The organism is Pseudomonas sp. (assembly GCF_030147005.1).
Classification (GTDB): domain Bacteria; phylum Pseudomonadota; class Gammaproteobacteria; order Pseudomonadales; family Pseudomonadaceae; genus Aquipseudomonas.
The window spans coordinates 1-19,176 of the sequence record NZ_JASLAW010000046.1; the positions used below are offsets into that span (position 1 = coordinate 1).

The window sequence follows — 19,176 nt, forward strand, 5'->3', positions numbered from 1 at the left end:
GTCGGTCACGCCGCTTTCGCGAGCACGCTCGCTCCCACAGTTGACCGAGTTGTTTTCAAGACCATGAAAAAGCCCGCCATCGATCACTCGGTGGCGGGCTTTTTTGTGGCGACGCGTTTAGATCGCGCCGCGCTTACGCAACAACTCCAGCACCTGCTTGACACTGTCTTCCAGTGACAGGACCTGGGTATCGATCACCAGGTCAGCATTCAACGGCACGTCGTACGGGAACGACTCACCCGGAATGTTATCCCCACCGGCGGCGTACAGCCCTTGCGGATCACGCTCGGCGCACACCAGCGGCGACGCCTGCACGTACACCGTCAGCAGGCGGTCGCTACCGATCAGCGCCTTGGCCTGTTCGCGGCCTTCGGCATCCGGGGCGACGAACGCGGCCAGGGTCAGCAGGCCGGCTTCGTTGAACTGGCGCGCCACGTGAGCGGCACGCCGCCAGTTCTCGGTACGCCCGGCGCGGTCCTGCGGCAGCCCCTTGTTCAGGTCGTGACGCAGGTTCTGGCCGTCCAGTACGAACACCGCACGGCCCATGTCGAACAGCTTGCGCTCGACCGCATAAGCCAAGGTGCTCTTGCCGGCGCCGGACAGGCCGCTGAACAACACGGTCGCCGGCTGCTGGCCGAAGCGCAGGGCACGTTCTTCGGTGGCCACATGGGCCAACTTGCCGTGCTGCGCCGCGCTGCCATGGGTCACGGGCGGGGCGATGATCATGCCCGCCGCGACGGTGCCGTTGGTCAACCGGTCGATAACGATAAACGCGCCGGTGGTGCGGTTGCTGTCGTAACCGTCCAACGCAATGGCGGCGTCAAGGCTGACCTTGACCCGGCCAATCTCGTTCAACTGCAGCGAACTCGCCGGGCCTTCGGCCAGGGTGTTCACGTCCACACGGTGCACGATGCTGGTGATGGAACCTGGCACGTAGCTGGTGGCGCGCTTGATGTCGTATTTCTTGCCCGGCAGCATCGGCTCCTCGGCCATCCACACCAGCATGGCGTCGAAGGCGTCCGTCACTTGCGGCACGTTGTCGGCATGCACCAGCAGGTCGCCACGGGAGATGTCGATTTCGTCTTCCATGGTCAGTGTCACTGCCTGACCAGGGCCCGCATGCTCCAGCTCGCCCTCGAACGTGACGATGGATTTGACGCGGCTGCTCTTGCCCGACGGCAGCACCACCACTTCATCGCCCTTGTGCACGATGCCGCTGGCCAGGGTGCCGGCGAAACCACGGAAGTTCAGGTTCGGACGGTTGACGTACTGCACCGGGAAACGCAGGTCGGTGTAGTTGCGGTCGTTGGCGATCTCGACGGTCTCGAGAATCTCCATCAGCGACTGCCCGGTGTACCACGGCGAGCGCTCGCTCTTGTTCACCACGTTGTCGCCCTTGAGCGCCGACATGGGCACGAAGGCCAGGGTGCTCGGCTTGAACGCGATACCGTCGGCGAACTTCAGGTAATCAGCCTTGATCGACTCGAACACGCTCTGGTCAAAGCCATTGATGTCCATCTTGTTGACGGCCACCACGATGTGTTTGATGCCCAGCAACGAGGCGATAAAGCTGTGGCGACGAGTCTGGGTCTGCACGCCGTAGCGGGCGTCGATCAGGATGATCGCCAGGTCACAGGTGGACGCACCGGTGGCCATGTTGCGGGTGTACTGCTCATGGCCAGGGGTATCGGCAATGATGAATTTGCGCTTGGCGGTGGAAAAGTAGCGGTAGGCAACATCGATGGTGATGCCCTGCTCACGCTCGGCCTGCAGGCCGTCGACGAGCAGCGCCAGGTCGATGTCATCGCCGGTGGTGCCGGATTTTTTCGAATCGCGGGTGATGGCTTCCAGGTGATCTTCGTAGATCATCTTGGAGTCGTGCAGCAGGCGCCCGATCAGGGTGCTCTTGCCGTCGTCGACGTTGCCGCAGGTCAGGAAGCGCAACATTTCCTTGCGCTCGTGCTGGCCCAGGTAGGCGAGGATGTCCTCGCTGATCAAATCAGATTGATGCGACATGACAGCCCCTTAGAAATAGCCTTGACGTTTTTTATCTTCCATTGAGCCGGCACCATCGTGGTCGATGACACGGCCCTGGCGCTCGGAAGTTCGCGTCAGGAGCATTTCCTGAATGATGTCCGTCAGCGTCTCGGCTTCGGACTCCACCGCGCCCGTCAACGGGTAGCAGCCAAGGGTACGGAAACGTACTTTCTTTTTGACAATGCGGGCTTTGTCTTCGTCGGACAAGTGTTCGAGGATGCGCTCGTCGTCGATCATGATCAGCGTGCCGTTCTTCTCGATCACGTCGCGCTCGGCGGCGAAGTACAGCGGCACGATCGGGATGCCTTCCAGGTAGATGTACTGCCAGATGTCCAGCTCGGTCCAGTTGGACAACGGGAATACACGGATGGATTCACCCTTGTTGACGTTGCCGTTGTAGACGTTCCACAACTCCGGGCGTTGGTTCTTCGGGTCCCAGCGGTGCTTGCTGTCGCGGAATGAGTACACGCGCTCTTTGGCGCGGGATTTCTCTTCATCGCGACGGGCGCCGCCGAAGGCCGCGTCGAAACCATGCTTGTCCAGGGCCTGCTTGAGGCCCTCGGTCTTCATGATGTCGGTGTGTTTGGCGCTGCCGTGGGTGAATGGGTTGATGCCCTGCGCAACACCGTCCGGGTTGATGTGGGTGATCAAGTCCAGGCCCAGTTCCTCGACCATTTTGTCACGGAAGGTGTACATCTCCTGGAATTTCCAGCGGGTGTCGACGTGCATCACCGGAAACGGCAACTTGCCCGGGAAGAAGGCCTTGCGTGCCAGGTGCAGCATCACGGCGGAGTCCTTACCGATCGAGTAGAGCATCACCGGGTTGTCGAACTCGGCGGCGACCTCGCGGATGATGTGGATGCTTTCCGCCTCCAGCTGTTTCAGATGCGTCAGTTTGTCGACCATGGCTACTCACGGAAAAACGATCGTGTGGACGGCCTGCGGGCCGTGTTCGAGCGGGGCATGCTAGCACAGCACCTGCTTCTATTCAGGGCGCCAACTAGATCGAAACGGTATATGAATATACCGCTGAGTTTGGCGCGGAACTGGGCCTCCACATTGGCGCGATGGCAGATTTCAGATGGGGTTCGGGCAATCGATGAACAGGTGTTCAAGCGCAAAGCGCCGCGCCAGGTAATCCCCCAGCGCCTGCACACCATAGCGCTCGGTGGCGTGATGGCCGGCGGCGATGAAGCTGATGTCGTTTTCCCGCGCGCTGTGAAAGGTCTGCTCGGACGCTTCGCCGCTCAGGTACAGGTCGACACCGGCGGCCACCGCCTGGTCGATATAGCCCTGGCCACCCCCGGTGCACCAGCCGACGCGGCGGATCATCTCGCTGCCTTCGATCAACAGGGGTTCACGGCCCATCACGTCCTGCACGCGACGGGCAAAATCACGCGGTGACAGCGGTTCGGCGAGCGAGCCGACCAGGCCGACGACCTTGGGGTTGCCTGGGTCCAGCGGGCCTTCGACGGTGATGTCCAGGTGCTTGGCCAACTGCACGTTGTTGCCGACATCGGGGTGCAGATCCAGGGGCAAGTGGTAGGCCAGCAGACTGATGTCGTGCTTGAGCAACGTCTTGAGGCGGCGCTGCTTCATGCCGGTGACGCAGGGGTTTTCACCCTTCCAGAAATACCCGTGGTGCACCAGGATCAGGTCGGCCTGGGCTTCGACGGCGGCGTCCAGCAGGGCCTGGCTGGCGGTGACGCCGCTGACGATGCGCATCACTTGGGGCCGGCCTTCGACTTGCAGGCCGTTGGGGCAATAATCGGCGATTTTTACGCTGCCGAGGTAGCGGTCCGCTTCCTCGACGAGGGTGGTAAGGGGGACGGCCATAAAAGACTCCTAAATATCCCGTTCGCAGGCCTCGCAGCCTCGTATAATGCGCGACATTATGGGCGCTCTCGCGCCCCCTGCAACCTGTCAGGACTTACTTGATGCTCAAGGCACTGCGTTTTTTTGGATGGCCATTGTTGGCTGGCGTGCTGATCGCGACGCTCATCATTCAGCGTTATCCACAGTGGGTTGGCTTGCCCAGCCTTGATGTGAACCTGCAGCAGGCGCCTCAAACCAGCACCGTGGTGCAAGGCCCGGTGACCTATGCGGACGCCGTGATCATTGCCGCCCCCGCCGTGGTCAACCTGTACACCACCAAGGTCATCAACAAGCCGGCGCACCCCTTGTTCGAAGACCCGCAGTTTCGCCGCTATTTCGGCGACAACGGGCCCAAGCAACGCCGCATGGAATCCAGCCTCGGTTCCGGGGTGATCATGAGCCCCGAAGGCTACATCCTCACCAACAATCACGTGACCACCGGCGCCGACCAGATTGTGGTGGCCCTGCGTGACGGTCGCGAAACCCTGGCCCGCGTGGTGGGCAGCGATCCGGAAACCGATCTTGCGGTACTCAAAATCGACCTGAATAACTTGCCCTCGATCACCCTGGGGCGCTCCGATGGCCTGCGCGTCGGCGACGTGGCGCTGGCCATCGGCAACCCGTTCGGCGTTGGCCAGACGGTGACCATGGGCATCATCAGCGCCACCGGGCGTAACCAGTTGGGCCTTAATAGCTATGAAGACTTCATCCAGACCGATGCGGCGATCAACCCCGGCAACTCCGGCGGTGCGCTGGTGGATGCCAATGGCAACCTGACAGGGATCAACACGGCGATTTTCTCCAAGTCCGGCGGCTCCCAGGGCATCGGTTTTGCGATCCCGGTAAAGCTGGCGATGGAGGTGATGAAGTCGATCATTGAACACGGCCAGGTGATTCGCGGCTGGCTGGGCATTGAAGTGCAACCCTTGACCAAAGAGCTGGCAGAGTCATTTGGCCTGACCGGGCGCCCTGGCATCGTGGTCGCCGGGATCTTCCGCGACGGCCCGGCGCAGAAAGCCGGCTTGCAACTGGGCGACGTGATTCTCAGCATCGACGGCGCACCGGCGGGTGATGGCCGCAAGTCGATGAACCAAGTGGCACGGATCAAGCCGACCGACAAAGTAGCGATCCAGGTGATGCGCAACGGCAAGGAGATCAAGCTGTCGGCGGAAATCGGCCTGCGCCCACCGCCAGCCACGGCCCCCATAAAAGAAGAGCAATAAGCAACGTCGAGCACGTGCCCGTTCGCGGGCACTTGTAAGGCGGCATTACATAGCAATCTTTCTTATTGGTCATGTTATATTGTTTCAATACCGACATTGGAACGCTCTATCATGCCGTCTCGAAAGTTTGTGCCCCTGGCCGGCCTGGCCCTGGGTTTGCTGCTCGACCCTGCCTACGCCGAAGAAAACACCCTGGAACTGGACACCATCAGCGTCACCACCGACGCCTATGAATCGGCGACCGGCCCGGTGCAGGGCTACCGCGCTACCCGCTCCGCCAGTGCCACCAAGACCGACACCGCGCTGCGCGACATCCCGCAATCGATCAGCGTGATTCCCGCCACGGTGCTCAAGGACCTGGGCAGCACCAGCGTGGAACGCGCCCTGGAATTTGCCGGCGGCGTCTCCAAGCAAAACAACTTCGGCGGCCTGACGCTCTACGAATACAGCGTGCGTGGCTTCACGACCTCCGAGTTCTACCAGGACGGCTTCAGCGCCAACCGGGGCTACCCGAGCACGCCGGACGCGGCGAACATCGAACGCATCGAAGTGCTCAAGGGCCCCGCTGCGAGCCTGTATGGGCGTGGCGACCCTGGTGGCACGGTGAATATCGTCAGCAAGAAGCCCCAGCCGGAGGCCTTCACCACATTGCAAACCAGCGCAGGCAGCTGGGACCGCTACCGCACGGCGCTGGATGTGAACACCCCGCTGGACAGTGAAGGCCGCGTGTTGTCGCGCGTGAATCTGGCGGTTGAAGACAACCACAGTTTCCGTGATCACGTGGACGCCAAGCGGGTGTTCGTCGCGCCTTCCTTCAGTTGGCAATTGGACCCCGACACCAGCCTGCTGGTGGAAAGCGAATTCGTGCGCCACAGCTCCACCTTCGACCGAGGCATTGTTGCCAACACCGGCATGTCCCATTCCACCTTTCTCGGCGAGCCCGACGACGGCGATGTCCGCAACCACAACAACCGCATCCAGGCCGCGCTGGAACACCACCTCAACGACGCCTGGAAACTGCGCCTGGCCAGCCACTACAAACAAGGCAGCCTGTGGGGCGACGCTACGGAAAGCCGCGCGCTGAACGCCGATGGCCACACCGTCAACCGTCGCTACCGCGAGCGCTCCACCGGGTGGCACGACAGCATCACCCAGCTGGAACTGCGCGGCCTGTTCGACATCGGCAGTTGGCAGCATGAATTGCTGGTCGGCACCGAATACGAGGATTACCGCAAGAAGGAACGTGTGACGACCGTCGGCGGCAGCGACTTCCCCATCGACATCTACAACCCGGTCTACGGCCAGCCAAAACCCAACGGCACGCGCTCCGGCACCGACTTCTTCGAGCAGACCAAAAGCCAGGCGCTGAACCTGCAAGACCAGATCGTCTTCACCGACCGCCTGCGCGGCATGGTGGGCGCGCGCTTCGAGCATTTCGAACAGCGCACCGACGACTTCGCCCGCAACCACGCCACAAGCCGGCAAACCCACGACGCCCTTACCCAGCGCGCCGGCCTGCTCTATCAACTCACGCCGCAGGTTGGGGTATTCGCCAACGCCTCCACCTCGTTCAAGCCCAACAGCGGCCTGGATGCCGGCGGCAAGACATTCAAGCCTGAAGAAGGCGTGGGGTATGAAGTGGGGGTCAAGAGCGAGCTGTTTGACGACCGCCTCAGCGTCACCCTCGCCGCCTTCCATATCGAAAAGGAAAACGTGCTGACCCTGGACCCGGCGACCAACACCAACCGTGCCATGGGCAAGGCGCGCAGCCAGGGCTTCGATATGCAACTGACCGGGCAAGTCACCGACGCCATCCGCGTGATCGGCGCTTTCGCCTACATCGATGCCGAAGTGACCAAGGGCGATAAAACCATTCCAACCGGCAGCCGCATTCTCGGCGTGGCCAAGCGCAGCGGCAGTCTGTTGGGAGTGTATGAATTCCAGGACGGCGCGTTGCGCGGCTCGGACCTGGGTGCGGCGTTTACGTATGTGGGTGATCGCTCCGGTGAGGCGGGCACAGGTTTCGAACTGCCCGCCTACCACACCGTCGATCTGCTGGCGCATTACAAGGCGACGGAGAATGTCACCGTGGGCCTGAACCTCAACAACCTGTTTGATAAAAAATACTATGAGCGGTCCTACAGCAGCTACTGGGTCAACCCCGGCGAGCCGCGCAACCTCACGCTCAGCCTGACCTTGAACCTGTAACACCGTCAAAAATGTGGGAGCACGCCCGCTCCCACATTAGTGGATTTGTGCAGGGTTGATTACAGTGAAACCGGCGCTCTTTCACACAACGTATTGAGCGCCGCCGCCCACTGCGGGTCATCATTCAAGCACGGCACCAACACCAACTCCTCGCCCCCCGCCTCACGGAACTGCTCCAGCCCGCGATCACCGATTTCCTCCAGGGTTTCGATGCAATCGGCGACAAATGCCGGGCACATCACCAGCAGTTTTTTCACGCCTTGTTGCGCCAGAGCTTCAAGACGCGCCTCGGTGTAGGGTTCGATCCACTTGGCGCGGCCCAGGCGGGATTGGAACGCCACCGACCACTTGCCATCGGGCAGCCCCAACCGCTCGGCCACATCCCGGGCGACGCTGAAACACTGCGCGCGATAACACGTGGCAAGCACCTCGGGAGACGCGTTCTTGCAGCAGTCGGCATCTTTGAAACAATGCTGGCCGGTGGGGTCGAGCTTGGTCAGGTGGCGTTCCGGCAAACCGTGGAAACTCAACAGCAGGTGATCGTAATCCTGTTCTACATAAGGCCGCACACTCGCCGCCAAGGCATCGAGGTACTCAGGCTGGTCGTAGAACGGCTGCAGGATCGAGAACTGCACCTTCAGTTTCTTGTCACGCACCACCCGCCGGGCTTGCTCTATCACCGTGGTCACGGTGCTGTCAGCGAACTGCGGGTACAGCGGCGCCAGGGTCACTTTGTGAACGCCCTGGGCAGCCAATCGTGTCAGGACCGTTTCAAGCGAAGGCTCGCCGTAACGCATCGCAAGCTCCACCGGGCCTTGGGTCCACTGCGCGGTCATCTGCTGTTGCAGGCGACGGCTGAGGACCACCAGCGGCGAGCCCTCCTCCCACCAGATGGACGCATAGGCATGGGCCGACTGGTCGGGGCGCTTGATCAGGATCAGCGACACCAGCAAACGACGCACCGGCCACGGCAGGTCGATGACATAAGGGTCCATCAAAAACTGATTGAGGTAGCTGCGCACATCGGCCACCGAAGTGGACTTTGGCGAGCCCAGGTTGACCAGTAACAACGCGTGATCCGTCATGCAACATCCTATCTCTAGAGGCGGCTGGACAAGTCGTCCAAGGCCGCGCGCAATTCAGTGAACTGGAAAGTGAAACCTGCGGCCAGCAGCCGCTCAGGCAGCGCCTTTTGCCCGCCCAGCAACAAGCCCGACAACTCGCCCAAGCCGACCTTCAGCGCAAAGGCCGGCATCGGCATGAACGCCGGGCGGTGCAGCACCTGGCCCAACGTCTTGGCAAATTCGCGATTACGCACCGGGTGTGGCGCGCAGGCATTATAAGGACCGTTGGCGTCAGCCTTGTGCAGAAGAAAATCAATCAGGGCGATTTGATCCTGAATATGCACCCACGGCATCCACTGACGACCGTTGCCGATCGGCCCGCCCAGTGCCAGTTTGAACGGCAGCAACAGGCGCGACAAAAAGCCGCCCTCGGCGGCCAGCACCAGGCCGGTGCGCACCAGCACCACGCGAATCCCCAAGGCCTCGGCACGCGCGGCAGTTTCTTCCCAGGCGATACACAACTGGCTGGGGAAATCGTCCTGCACCGGGCCGCTGGCCTCGGTCAATTCACGCTCGCCGCCGTCACCGTACCAGCCCACCGCAGACCCGGAAATCAGCACCGCCGGTTTCTGCTCCAGGCTTTCCAGCCAGGCCAGCAAGGTTTCGGTCAGGCTGATGCGACTGCTCCACAACAGGGCCTTGCGCTTGTGGGTCCAGGGACGATCGGCAATCGGCGCGCCGGCCAGGTTGACCACCGCATCCACGGCGCCGTTCACTTCTTGCAGGCGCGCGACACCCACCACGTGCTCGCCGCAGAGCCGCGCAACGGACGCAGGCGTGCGGCTCAACACGGTCAGGCGATGGCCCTGGGCAAGCCAGTGCCGGCACAGTTGACGGCCGATCAAGCCGGTACCGCCGGTCAGCAAAATATGCATGGGACTCTCCTCATGTAACGTTCGCGGCCGCTCACTGGTCTATTTTATAAGCAGGGATCAATTTGATAATCGAGCGTGACGGTCGTTTAAGCCTGATCTTAACCATAGGTCACGCCACACAATCAGGCACGCCAAAACTTATACCAAAAAACAATATTGTACAGCTATTGGTGTCGGCGTAGTCTGTACCCAACGGTAAAACGAGGCCTCCCATGACTGTCCCCATAGCGATCATAGGTACCGGCATTGCCGGTCTCTCCGCCGCCCGAGCGTTACGAGACGCGGGGCACGTTGTACAACTCTTCGATAAAAGCCGCGGCAGCGGCGGCCGTATGTCCAGCAAGCGCAGCGATGCCGGCGCGCTGGATATGGGCGCGCAGTACTTCACCGCCCGCGATCGACGCTTCGTCAACGAAGTGCAGCGCTGGCAAAGCCACGGCTGGGCGCAACAGTGGAAACCCCAGCTGTACAACTTCAAGTCCGGCCAACTGACGCCCTCCCCCGATGAACAGATCCGCTGGGTCGGTACGCCGCGCATGAGCGCCATCACCCGCGCCCTGCTCGATGACCTGCCGGTGGAATTCGATTGCCGCATTACCGAGGTGTTCCAGGGCACCCAACATTGGAACCTGCTTGACGCCGATGGCGATAATCACGGCCCGTTCAGCCATGTAATCATCGCCACGCCGGCGCCCCAGGCCACCACCCTGCTGGCGGCGGCACCCAAGCTGGCGAGCGCCGTGGCCGGGGTTAAAATGGACCCGACCTGGGCCATCGCCCTGGCCTTCGACACGCCCCTGGATACCCCGATGGAAGGCTGTTTCGTACGAGACAGCGCCCTCGACTGGCTGGCGCGTAACCGCAGCAAACCTGGGCGCGACATTACGCTCGACACCTGGGTGCTGCATGCCACCAGCACCTGGAGCAAGGCACACCTGGACCTGCCCAAAGAAGCGGTGATCGAACACCTGCATGGCGCCTTCGCCGAATTGCTGAACTGCGCCATGCCCGCGCCGTCATTCAGCCTGGCACACCGCTGGCTTTATGCCCGACCGTCAAGCAGTCATGAGTTCGGCGTACTGGCCGATGCCGACCTGGGGCTGTTCGTCTGCGGCGACTGGTGTTTGTCAGGGCGCGTCGAAGGCGCCTGGCTCAGCGGCCAGGAGGCGGCGCGACGGTTGATCGAGCACCTGCAATGAACCGCATCAACCCGACCAAATTGCTGCTGTCGAAATGGACCGCGACATCCCCGAAAAACAAGGAAAAACACTTCCTCGTCACCGAACTGTTCCGTGACGAGGAAGGCACCGTGCTGGAAATAGAACTGCAAGCGGTGATGACGCGGCGCAGCGAACGCCTCGAGTGGCAGACCCTGCAGGACCCGCAAAGCTGGAAGATGGGCTGGCAGTAAACACGCGCAAAATACCTGTACAAAATATTTGACTTGTACAAGATCGAATCTATGATGAGATTAGTTGTACAGAAATTAAAAGCTGTACAGGAATTTTGCAGAGGTTTGCCCCATGTCCAATTCCGTGAAACCCAAGATCGGCATCAGTGCCTGCCTGCTGGGCGAGAACGTGCGTTTCAACGGCGGGCACAAACAATCCCTGTTGTGCAGCCAGACTTTGGCCGAGTACTTCGATTACGTACCGCTGTGCCCTGAAGTCGCGATCGGCCTGGGCATCCCGCGTGAAACCATCCGCCTGGTCGGCGATGCCGCCAACCCGCAGGCCGTGGGCACCGTACACCGCGAACTGAACGTGACCGAGCCGCTGGATGAATACGGGCAGAAGATGGCGGCCGAACATACCGACCTGTGCGGCTACATCTTCATGCAGAAATCGCCGTCCTGTGGCCTGGAGCGAGTCAAGGTGTACCGTGAAAACGGTGCCCCGGTGGACGGCGGCGGGCGCGGTATCTATGCCCAGGCATTCTGCGCGCGCCATCCCAACCTGCCGGTGGAAGAAGACGGTCGGCTGAATGACCCGGTATTGCGAGAAAACTTCCTCACCCGCGTTTTCGTCTACGCCAGTTGGCAACAATTGCTCGCCGAAGGCCTGACGCGTCATAGCCTGCTGGCGTTTCACTCGCGCTACAAATACCTGCTGATGGCCCACAGCCCGGCGCACTACAAGAGCCTGGGCCAGATGCTCGGCACCATGGGCAAGGATGACGACCTCGACGAACTGGCCACCGGTTACTTCAACGAACTGATGACGGGCCTGAAAAAGTGCGCCACCCGCGGCACTCACAGCAACGTGCTGCAACACATCAGCGGCTACCTCAAGCAGGTGATCAGCGCCGAGGACAAGCAGGAAATGCAAACCGTCATCGGCCAATACCGCCAGGGCATCGTGCCGCTGGTGGTGCCGCTCACTCTGCTCAAGCATCACTTTCGTCAACACCCGGACCGCTACATCGCCCAGCAGGTCTACCTGCAACCGCACCCGGAAAACCTCAGCCTGCGTAATGCGATCTAAGCCATGAAAGCTGCCCTGCAAGACGAACCCGGCGAAGACATCGCCCAAGCCCTGGAAAACGGCTGGCTGCCGATCCGCGAGGTGGCGCGCCAGACCGGCGTCAACGCCGTGACCCTGCGCGCGTGGGAACGCCGTTACGGCCTGATCGTGCCGCAGCGCACGCCCAAAGGGCATCGGTTATTCAGCGCCCTACACGTGCAGCGTATCCATGCGATCCTCACTTGGCTCAATCGAGGCGTGCCGGTCAGCCAGGTAAAAGGCTTGATCGACTCCGCCCAAGCCAATCCCGAGCCGATGGAAAACGAATGGCACGCCCTGCGCCAAACCCTGGTCAATGCCATCGGTGAATTGGCCGAACGGCGGGTCGACGATGCCTTCAACCAAGCCATGGCGCTCTACCCGCCACGTACCTTGGGCGAGCAATTGATGCTGCCGCTGCTCAGCGAACTTGAACAGAAATGGCAAGGCCAATTCGGCGCGCAGATGGAGCGGGTATTTTTCCTGTCCTGGCTGCGCAGCAAGTTCGGCGCGCGGATTTATCACAACAATCGCCAACTCCACGGTGCCCCGCTGCTACTGGTCAACCACTCTGACTTACCCCTGGAACCGCACCTGTGGATCAGTGCGTGGCTGGCCAGCAGCGCCGACTGCCCGGTGGAGGTGTTTGATTGGCCGCTGCCCGCCGGCGAACTGGCCCTGGCGGTAGAACATCTGCAACCGCGCGCCGTGCTGCTGTATTCAAGCAAAGCGCTGCAGGTATCGGCCCTCACCAAACTGCTGGCGGGGGTGAGTTGCCCAATGCTGATCGCCGGACCAGCGGTATGCATCCACCACGCCGAGTTGGCCGTATTAACCAGCGATATCCCCGAATTGTTCGTCGCCGAAGACCCGTTGTCGGCCCACCAGATATTGATCCAGCGTGGAATTGTTTAAATGCACTTGATCTGGCTGCGCACCGACCTGCGCCTTCACGACAACACTGCCCTGACTGCCGCGAGCCAGCGAGGCCCGGTAGCGGCCATTTACCTGATCACGCCGCAGCAATGGTTGGCCCACGATGACGCGCCCTGCAAGGTCGACTTCTGGCTGCGCAACTTGCGCGCGCTGAGCCAGGCGCTCGGCGAACTGAACATCCCGCTGCTGATCCGCCACGCCGCCACCTGGGACCAGGCGCCAAGCGTAGTGAGCCAACTGTGCCGGGAGCTCAACGTGGAGTCGGTACACGTCAACGAGGAATACGGTATCCACGAGAGCCATCGCGACAACGCCGTGGCCCAGGCCTTGGAAGCAGACGGCGTGACCTTCCACCGTTATCTGGACCAGTTGTTCTTCCAGCCGGGCAGTGTGTTGACCAAGTCCGGCACCTACTTCCAGGTGTTCAGTCAGTTCCGCAAAGTGTGTTACACCCGTCTGCACAGCGCCTTGCCGCCCTTGGTGGCAACTCCCAAGCCCCAGGCCAGGCTTGGCCTGCAAAGCGATGCCATCCCCGCCACCGTTGAGGGTTTCGAGCCGCCCAGTGACGCCTTGCGCGCACTGTGGCCCGCCGGTGAAGACGAAGCGCGCCGCCGCCTGGACGCCTTCGCAGATGCGCAAATCAGCTATTACAAAGACGAGCGCGATTTTCCCGCCAAGCCCGGCACCAGCCAGCTGTCCGCCTACCTGGCCGCCGGGGTAGTGTCGCCACGCCAGTGCCTGCACGCTGCGTTGCAATCCAACCAGGGCGAGTTCGAAAGCGGCGACATCGGCACGATCACCTGGATCAACGAATTGCTGTGGCGCGAGTTCTATAAACACATTCTGGTGGGCTACCCGCGCGTCTCCCGCCACCGCGCCTTTCGGCCCGAAACCGAAGCCGTGGCCTGGCGCGACGCCCCCCAGGACCTGGCCGCCTGGCAACAAGCGCGCACCGGCTTGCCGATCATCGATGCGGCCATGCGCCAACTGTTGGATACCGGCTGGATGCACAACCGCCTGCGCATGGTGGTGGCGATGTTCCTGACCAAGAACCTGCTGATCGACTGGCGCGAAGGCGAGCGTTTTTTCATGCGGCACCTGATCGACGGCGACCTGGCGGCAAACAACGGCGGCTGGCAGTGGAGCTCATCGACAGGCACCGATTCGTCGCCGTATTTCCGGATTTTCAGCCCGCTGAGCCAATCGGAAAAATTCGACAGCGAAGGCCTGTTCATCAAGCACTGGCTGCCGGAGCTGGCCGCGCTGAATAAAAAGGACGTGCACAACCCCGAAGCCGCGGGCGGCTTGTTCGGTGTGGCCGACTACCCGCGCGCCATTGTCGACCTGAAAAAATCCCGCGAGCGCGCCCTTGCCGCCTTTCGCAGCCTGCCCGCGCGTAAAGAGATGGCCGAGCATGAGTGACTTCCTGCGCCGCTTCGGCCAAACCTTTGCCACGCTGGACAAGCACAACCTGGGCCTGCTCGACGGTCTGTACAGCGACGACATCGTTTTTGCCGACCCGCTGCATGAAGTCCACGGGTTGCCCGAACTGCATCGTTACTTCGCGCAGCTGTACAGCAACGTCGAACAGCTGAACTTTGATTTCCACGGTTTCGACCAAACCGCCGAAGGCGAAGGCTACCTGCGCTGGACCATGAGTTTCCGTCACCCGCGCCTGTCCGGTGGCAAGCTGATCCGGGTGCAAGGGTGTTCCCACTTGATGTGGCGCGACAAGGTTTACCGACATCGTGATTATTTCGATGCCGGCGCTTTGCTTTATGAACACCTGCCGGTCCTCGGCGGCGTGATCAGTTGGCTGAAAAGGAGAATGGGATGAGCCTCACACCGCCCCGCCGTTATTGGTTGACCGGCGCCAGCAGCGGCATCGGTGCCGCGCTGGCCGTGGAGTTGCTCAACAGCGGCGCCCACGTGGCGCTCAGCTCGCGTACCAAAGGCCCACTGGAAGCGCTCGCCCAACGTTATCCGGGGCAAGTGCTGGTGGTGGCCGGCGACTTGACCAGCAGCCAGATCGTACGCGAGATCGGTGAACGGATCGGCGAGGCCTGGGGCTCTCTGGATACCGTGATCCTTAACGCCGGCACCTGTGAATATGTCGACGCCAAGCAATTCGATGCGTCGATCATCGAACACGTGGTGCGCACCAACCTGCTGGCCAGCAGTTACTGCATAGAGGCTGCGCTGCCGCTGTTGCGTGCCGGGCGTACCCCACATCTGGTCGGCGTGGCGAGCGCCGTGACCTACCTGCCCATGCCACGCGCCGAAGCCTACGGCGCCTCGAAGGCGGGGCTGCGCTACCTGTTTGAATCCCTGCGCATCGGCCTTTCGCCCGAGAACATCGACGTGACGGTGATCAGCCCGGGTTTTGTCGACACGCCACTGACCGAACGCAATGATTTCCCCATGCCCTTGAGCTGGCCGGCCGACAAGGCGGCGAGGCATATCTTCGCCAAACTGGAGAAGCGCCCACTGGAGATCGCCTTTCCGGCCCTGTTCATCGCCACCTTGTGGCCGCTGTCGAAGCTGCCTAACCGTGCACAACTGATCATCGGCAAACGCATGCTGCGCAGCCCTCCTCCACATAAGGAAGACCTGTGAAGATCGCCATTGTCGGCAGCGGCATCGCCGGGCTGACCAGCGCCTACCTGCTCAGCCGTCGCCACGACATCACGTTGTTCGAAGCGGGTGATTGTCTGGGCGGGCATACCCATACGACCAACGTGACGGTCGACGGCGAAAGCTATGCGGTAGACACCGGTTTCATCGTGTTCAACGACTGGACCTATCCCAACTTCATCCGCTTGCTGGGGCAGATCGGGGTCACGTTCAAACCCACCGAAATGAGCTTTTCGGTGTGCGACCAGAGCACCGGCTTCGAATACAACGGCAATAACCTCAACAGTTTGTTTGCCCAGCGCCGCAACATCCTGTCGCCGGGGTTCTGGGGCATGCTGCGCGATATCTTGCGCTTCAACCGCCAGGCGCCGCAGGATCTGCAAGAGCAACGCATCAATGCCGACATGACCCTGGGCGACTATCTCGAAGCCGGCGGCTATGGCCCGCGTTTTATCCAACACTACATCGTGCCGATGGGCGCGGCGATCTGGTCGATGTCATTGGCCGACATGCTCAAGTTTCCGTTGCAGTTCTTCGTACGTTTCTTCAAGAACCACGGCCTGCTTTCGGTGAGCAACCGCCCGCAATGGTGCGTGATCGAAGGCGGCTCCAGCAGCTATATCGAACCGCTGACCCGCAGCTTTCGCGATCAGGTGCGCCTTAACTGCCCTGTGCATAACGTGCAACGCACGGACGACGGCGTAGTTATCCACAGCCAGGCCGGCAGCGAGACATTCGACCGCGTGATCTTCGCCTGCCACAGCGACCAGGCCCTGGCGCTGCTGGCAGACCCGAGCGAGGCCGAACAGCAAATCCTCGGCGCCCTGCCCTATGCCGACAACGACGTGGTGCTGCACACCGACACGCGTTTGCTGCCCGAGCGCAAGCTGGCCTGGGCCAGCTGGAACTACAGGCTGGGCGGCAATCAGCAACAACAGGCCGCCGTCACCTATGACATGAACATATTGCAGGGCATCGACAGCGACACCACCTTTTGCGTCAGCCTCAACCAGACGCCGATGATCAACCCGCTGAAGATCCTGGCGCGCTACACCTACGCCCATCCGCAATACAGCCTTGCGGCGGTGGCCGCACAGGCGCGCTGGGAAGAATTGCACGGCGCGCGCAACACGTTTTACTGCGGCGCCTACTGGGCCAACGGCTTCCATGAAGACGGCGTGGTCAGCGCCCTGCGCGTGGCCCAGGCCTTCGGGGAAACCCTGTGAACAGCGCCCTGTACAGCGGCTGGATCGCCCATCGTCGGTTTTCGCCCAAGGCCCATGCCTTTCGCTACCGCATCGGCCTGCTGTACCTGGACCTCAGCGAACAGGACGCCGTGCTCGGGCTTTCTCCCCTGGCAGGCTCGAGTCGCCTGGCGCCGTTCGGCTTTCGCCAGCAGGACTACCTGCGCGAGTTCACCCGCCACGGCATGCCCTTGAGCGATGCGGTGCGCCATGAAGTCGGCAAGGCCCTGGGGCGCACTCCACAGGGCAATATCTGCCTGCTGACCCAGCCCCGCAGCTGGGGCCTGGCGTTTAATCCGGTGAGTTTTTTCTATTGCTTCGAAGCCGACGGGCAACTGGCGGCGATCCTGTGCGAAGTCACCAACACCCCCTGGCGTGAGCGTTATCACTACGTGCTGCCGGCCCGGGCGCTGGGCGCCGATGAACATCAGCACTTCGCCGTGGCCAAGGCGTTCCATGTGTCGCCGTTCCTGCCGCGCGACCTGGAATACCGCATGAGCTTCAGCCCGCCCGCCGCCAGGCTCGGCGTGCACATGGCCGATTGGCAAGGCGCGCATAAAGTTTTCGACGCAACCTTGAGCCTGCAGAAAGAAGCCCTCAGCCGGGCCAGCCTGCATCGCTATTTATGGCGTTTCCCGTGGATGACCGCCAAGACTTGTCTGGCGATTTACTGGCAGGCCCTGCGCCTGTTGCTCAAACGCACACCGATTTTCCCCCACCGGGCCGCCGATGGCGTCTCCAGCACAGCAGTCGGGTACACCAAGGATCGTCGCCATGAAGCCCCCTAGTTTATCGATCAAGGCTAATCGCCTGAACGTCAACGGCATGACCGCTGCGCTGTTGCGCAAGGGCGTGCTGCGCCAACTCAGCCAATTGCGCCATGGCCAATTGGTGATCGTCGAGGACGGCGAACGACAAGTATTCGGCGCACGGGAAGCGCACCTGCTGGGGGAAATCCAGATCCTGGATTCGGCGGTGTGGGGCCTGGTGGCCGCCAACGGTTCGATCGGTGCCGGCGAAGCATTTATTCACGGCTTTTGGAGCAGCCCGGACCTGACCGCCGTAGTGCGGGTGATGGTCAGAAACCTGGATGTGCTCGATGCGATGGAGGGTGGCCTGGCCCGTCTGGCGCGGCCGCTCACCCAGGGCCTGCATTGGCTCAACCGCAACACCCGCAAAGGCTCGCAAAAAAACATCGCGGCACATTACGACTTGGGCAACGACCTGTTCGAGGAATTTCTCGACCCGACCATGATGTATTCGGCAGCGCAATTCCTCAGCGCCGACGACACCCTGGAGCAAGCGCAACTGAACAAGCTGGAGCGCATCTGCCAGAAACTATCGCTCAAGCCCACCGACCACCTGCTGGAAATCGGCACCGGGTGGGGCAGCATGGCGCTGTATGCGGCGCAGCATTATGGTTGCAAGGTGACCACCACCACGTTGTCCAAAGAACAGTTCGCTTACACCGCGCAACGCATCGAAGCGGCCGGCCTGCAGGGCCAAGTGACGCTGTTGCTGCAGGACTATCGCGACCTGACCGGTGAGTACGACAAGCTGGTGTCCATCGAAATGATCGAAGCGGTCGGCCATCGCTTCCTGCCCACGTATTTCAAACAGTGCGCGCACTTGCTCAAACCCGATGGATTGATGCTGCTGCAAGCCATCACCATCCGCGAACAACGTTACGAGCAGGCCAAGAACAGCGTCGACTTTATTCAGCGCTACATTTTTCCCGGCGGCGCCCTGCCCAGTGTGCAGAACATGTTGCAGATCATCTGTCGCGACACCGATATGAACCTGCTGCACATGGAAGATTTCGGCCTGCATTACGCCCGAACGCTGCGCCTTTGGCATGAAAACTTTCGCCGCGCCCACGGTCGCCTCGCCGAACGTGGTTACGACGAGTACTTTCTGCGCTTGTGGGAGTTCTACTTGTGCTACTGCGAAGGCGGCTTCATGGAACGCACCATTGGTACCGCGCAATTGCTGCTGGCCAAGCCGGCGGCGATCAACCCGCCGTTGCTTGGGCGCTTCAGTGCTTAAATCCCTGGCGAATGCCGCGCTGTTTCAATGCGGCTGGTTTGCCTGTGTGCTCGGCGGCGACAGCCTGTGGTTGCTGGTGGGATTGGCGGTACTGCTGGTCAACCTGCTGTGGATAAGTTCGCTGGCCGATGACGGTGTGCTGATCGTCGGCGTGACGCTCGCCGGCACGGTGCTCGACACCCTGTTGCGCACGCTGGGGGTTTTCCACTTCAGCGAGCCGGGGCCGTTGATTCCGTTCTGGTTGATGCTGCTGTGGGCATTGCTGGCCACCACCTTGCGCCATTGCCTGGCCTGGAGCGCCCGCCCCTGGTGGCGCGCAGCGCTGTTGGGCGCGGTGGGTGGGCCGCTGTCGTACTACGCCGGCAGCCAACTGGCCGGCGTACAGTTTGGCTATGACTTGGGCCCGACAATGGCCGGGCTGGCGGTACTCTGGGCCGCGGTGTTCGTCGGCATGCATCGACTGGCGCGCTGAC

Annotated in this window: 18 protein-coding genes; 13 read left to right on the forward strand and 5 right to left on the reverse strand. The window is 61.7% G+C overall.

Features of this window, described 5'->3' with window-relative positions; all coding sequences use genetic code 11:
• Positions 1-117: 117 nt before the first annotated feature.
• The 3 genes from cysN to Q1V60_RS03690 form a co-directional block, all read right to left on the reverse strand.
• A complete protein-coding gene (gene cysN, locus Q1V60_RS03680) occupies positions 118-2,016 on the reverse strand; it encodes a sulfate adenylyltransferase subunit CysN (RefSeq protein WP_300627513.1) in 1,899 nt (632 codons plus the stop codon).
• 9 nt (positions 2,017-2,025) lie between these two features.
• Entirely contained in the window at positions 2,026-2,943 is a 918-nt protein-coding gene (gene cysD, locus Q1V60_RS03685; protein WP_300627515.1) for a sulfate adenylyltransferase subunit CysD, read from the reverse strand.
• A 171-nt stretch (positions 2,944-3,114) separates the two neighbouring features.
• Positions 3,115-3,873: a Nif3-like dinuclear metal center hexameric protein gene (locus Q1V60_RS03690; RefSeq protein WP_300627517.1), complete on the reverse strand. Its 759-nt coding sequence runs from the start codon at positions 3,871-3,873 to the stop codon at positions 3,115-3,117.
• Positions 3,874-3,974: 101 nt separating this feature from the next.
• On the opposite strand from Q1V60_RS03690, the gene algW reads away from it, so the two are divergent.
• Both algW and Q1V60_RS03700 read left to right on the forward strand, forming a co-directional pair.
• On the forward strand, positions 3,975-5,135 hold the full coding sequence (gene algW, locus Q1V60_RS03695; RefSeq protein ID WP_300627518.1) for a Do family serine endopeptidase AlgW: 1,161 nt from the start codon (positions 3,975-3,977) through the stop codon (positions 5,133-5,135).
• Between the two features lie 111 nt (positions 5,136-5,246).
• Positions 5,247-7,343, forward strand: a complete 2,097-nt coding sequence (locus Q1V60_RS03700; protein ID WP_300627520.1) for a TonB-dependent siderophore receptor — start codon at positions 5,247-5,249, stop codon at positions 7,341-7,343.
• A gap of 59 nt (positions 7,344-7,402) precedes the next feature.
• Here the strand turns inward: Q1V60_RS03700 and hemH are convergent, their stop codons facing one another.
• On the reverse strand, positions 7,403-8,428 hold the full coding sequence (hemH, locus tag Q1V60_RS03705) for a ferrochelatase (RefSeq protein ID WP_300627522.1): 1,026 nt from the start codon (positions 8,426-8,428) through the stop codon (positions 7,403-7,405).
• A gap of 14 nt (positions 8,429-8,442) precedes the next feature.
• Entirely contained in the window at positions 8,443-9,342 is a 900-nt protein-coding gene (locus Q1V60_RS03710) for a TIGR01777 family oxidoreductase (RefSeq protein ID WP_300627524.1), read from the reverse strand.
• 212 nt (positions 9,343-9,554) lie between these two features.
• Here Q1V60_RS03710 and Q1V60_RS03715 point away from each other — a divergent pair, with 212 nt between their 5' ends.
• The 11 genes from Q1V60_RS03715 to Q1V60_RS03765 all read left to right on the forward strand — a co-directional run bounded on the left by Q1V60_RS03715 (position 9,555) and on the right by Q1V60_RS03765 (position 19,175).
• Complete coding sequence (locus tag Q1V60_RS03715) at positions 9,555-10,541, forward strand: NAD(P)/FAD-dependent oxidoreductase (RefSeq protein WP_300627526.1); 987 nt, start codon at positions 9,555-9,557, stop codon at positions 10,539-10,541.
• A complete protein-coding gene (locus Q1V60_RS03720; protein WP_300627527.1) occupies positions 10,538-10,753 on the forward strand; it encodes a TIGR02450 family Trp-rich protein in 216 nt (71 codons plus the stop codon). Before Q1V60_RS03715 ends, Q1V60_RS03720 begins: the two co-directional genes overlap by 4 nt.
• Positions 10,754-10,865: 112 nt before the next feature.
• On the forward strand, positions 10,866-11,825 hold the full coding sequence (locus Q1V60_RS03725) for a DUF523 and DUF1722 domain-containing protein (protein WP_300627529.1): 960 nt from the start codon (positions 10,866-10,868) through the stop codon (positions 11,823-11,825).
• A 3-nt stretch (positions 11,826-11,828) separates the two neighbouring features.
• Entirely contained in the window at positions 11,829-12,758 is a 930-nt protein-coding gene (locus Q1V60_RS03730) for a MerR family transcriptional regulator (RefSeq protein ID WP_300627531.1), read from the forward strand.
• Positions 12,759-14,201: a deoxyribodipyrimidine photo-lyase gene (phrB, locus tag Q1V60_RS03735; protein WP_300627532.1), complete on the forward strand. Its 1,443-nt coding sequence runs from the start codon at positions 12,759-12,761 to the stop codon at positions 14,199-14,201.
• Complete coding sequence (locus Q1V60_RS03740; RefSeq protein WP_300627534.1) at positions 14,194-14,616, forward strand: nuclear transport factor 2 family protein; 423 nt, start codon at positions 14,194-14,196, stop codon at positions 14,614-14,616. Before phrB ends, Q1V60_RS03740 begins: the two co-directional genes overlap by 8 nt.
• Positions 14,613-15,395 (forward strand): SDR family NAD(P)-dependent oxidoreductase, encoded by a 783-nt coding sequence (locus Q1V60_RS03745; RefSeq protein WP_300627536.1) that lies wholly within the window; start codon positions 14,613-14,615, stop codon positions 15,393-15,395. The genes Q1V60_RS03740 and Q1V60_RS03745 overlap by 4 nt, the downstream gene beginning before the upstream one ends.
• The gene (locus Q1V60_RS03750) at positions 15,392-16,639 is read left to right on the forward strand and encodes an FAD-dependent oxidoreductase (RefSeq protein WP_300627538.1); all 1,248 of its coding nucleotides are present in this window, start codon (positions 15,392-15,394) and stop codon (positions 16,637-16,639) included. Before Q1V60_RS03745 ends, Q1V60_RS03750 begins: the two co-directional genes overlap by 4 nt.
• Complete coding sequence (locus Q1V60_RS03755) at positions 16,636-17,445, forward strand: DUF1365 domain-containing protein (protein ID WP_300627539.1); 810 nt, start codon at positions 16,636-16,638, stop codon at positions 17,443-17,445. The genes Q1V60_RS03750 and Q1V60_RS03755 overlap by 4 nt, the downstream gene beginning before the upstream one ends.
• Positions 17,432-18,703, forward strand: coding sequence for a cyclopropane-fatty-acyl-phospholipid synthase family protein (locus Q1V60_RS03760; RefSeq protein WP_300627541.1), 1,272 nt, complete (start codon positions 17,432-17,434; stop codon positions 18,701-18,703). Before Q1V60_RS03755 ends, Q1V60_RS03760 begins: the two co-directional genes overlap by 14 nt.
• Positions 18,696-19,175 carry a DUF2878 domain-containing protein gene (locus Q1V60_RS03765; protein ID WP_300627542.1) on the forward strand — a complete coding sequence of 160 codons (480 nt, stop codon included), beginning with the start codon at positions 18,696-18,698 and terminating at the stop codon, positions 19,173-19,175. Before Q1V60_RS03760 ends, Q1V60_RS03765 begins: the two co-directional genes overlap by 8 nt.
• Position 19,176: the final 1 nt, after the last annotated feature.

What these genes read in the sequence shown, in the direction of transcription:
- cysN (WP_300627513.1), bottom strand. Translation starts at nt 2,016, where the DNA reads ATGTCGCATCAATCTGATTTGATCAGCGAGGACATCCTCGCCTACCTG.
- cysD (WP_300627515.1), bottom strand. Translation starts at nt 2,943, where the DNA reads ATGGTCGACAAACTGACGCATCTGAAACAGCTGGAGGCGGAAAGCATC.
- Q1V60_RS03690 (WP_300627517.1), bottom strand. Translation starts at nt 3,873, where the DNA reads ATGGCCGTCCCCCTTACCACCCTCGTCGAGGAAGCGGACCGCTACCTC.
- algW (WP_300627518.1), top strand. Translation starts at nt 3,975, where the DNA reads ATGCTCAAGGCACTGCGTTTTTTTGGATGGCCATTGTTGGCTGGCGTG.
- Q1V60_RS03700 (WP_300627520.1), top strand. Translation starts at nt 5,247, where the DNA reads ATGCCGTCTCGAAAGTTTGTGCCCCTGGCCGGCCTGGCCCTGGGTTTG.
- hemH (WP_300627522.1), bottom strand. Translation starts at nt 8,428, where the DNA reads ATGACGGATCACGCGTTGTTACTGGTCAACCTGGGCTCGCCAAAGTCC.
- Q1V60_RS03710 (WP_300627524.1), bottom strand. Translation starts at nt 9,342, where the DNA reads ATGCATATTTTGCTGACCGGCGGTACCGGCTTGATCGGCCGTCAACTG.
- Q1V60_RS03715 (WP_300627526.1), top strand. Translation starts at nt 9,555, where the DNA reads ATGACTGTCCCCATAGCGATCATAGGTACCGGCATTGCCGGTCTCTCC.
- Q1V60_RS03720 (WP_300627527.1), top strand. Translation starts at nt 10,538, where the DNA reads ATGAACCGCATCAACCCGACCAAATTGCTGCTGTCGAAATGGACCGCG.
- Q1V60_RS03725 (WP_300627529.1), top strand. Translation starts at nt 10,866, where the DNA reads ATGTCCAATTCCGTGAAACCCAAGATCGGCATCAGTGCCTGCCTGCTG.
- Q1V60_RS03730 (WP_300627531.1), top strand. Translation starts at nt 11,829, where the DNA reads ATGAAAGCTGCCCTGCAAGACGAACCCGGCGAAGACATCGCCCAAGCC.
- phrB (WP_300627532.1), top strand. Translation starts at nt 12,759, where the DNA reads ATGCACTTGATCTGGCTGCGCACCGACCTGCGCCTTCACGACAACACT.
- Q1V60_RS03740 (WP_300627534.1), top strand. Translation starts at nt 14,194, where the DNA reads ATGAGTGACTTCCTGCGCCGCTTCGGCCAAACCTTTGCCACGCTGGAC.
- Q1V60_RS03745 (WP_300627536.1), top strand. Translation starts at nt 14,613, where the DNA reads ATGAGCCTCACACCGCCCCGCCGTTATTGGTTGACCGGCGCCAGCAGC.
- Q1V60_RS03760 (WP_300627541.1), top strand. Translation starts at nt 17,432, where the DNA reads ATGAAGCCCCCTAGTTTATCGATCAAGGCTAATCGCCTGAACGTCAAC.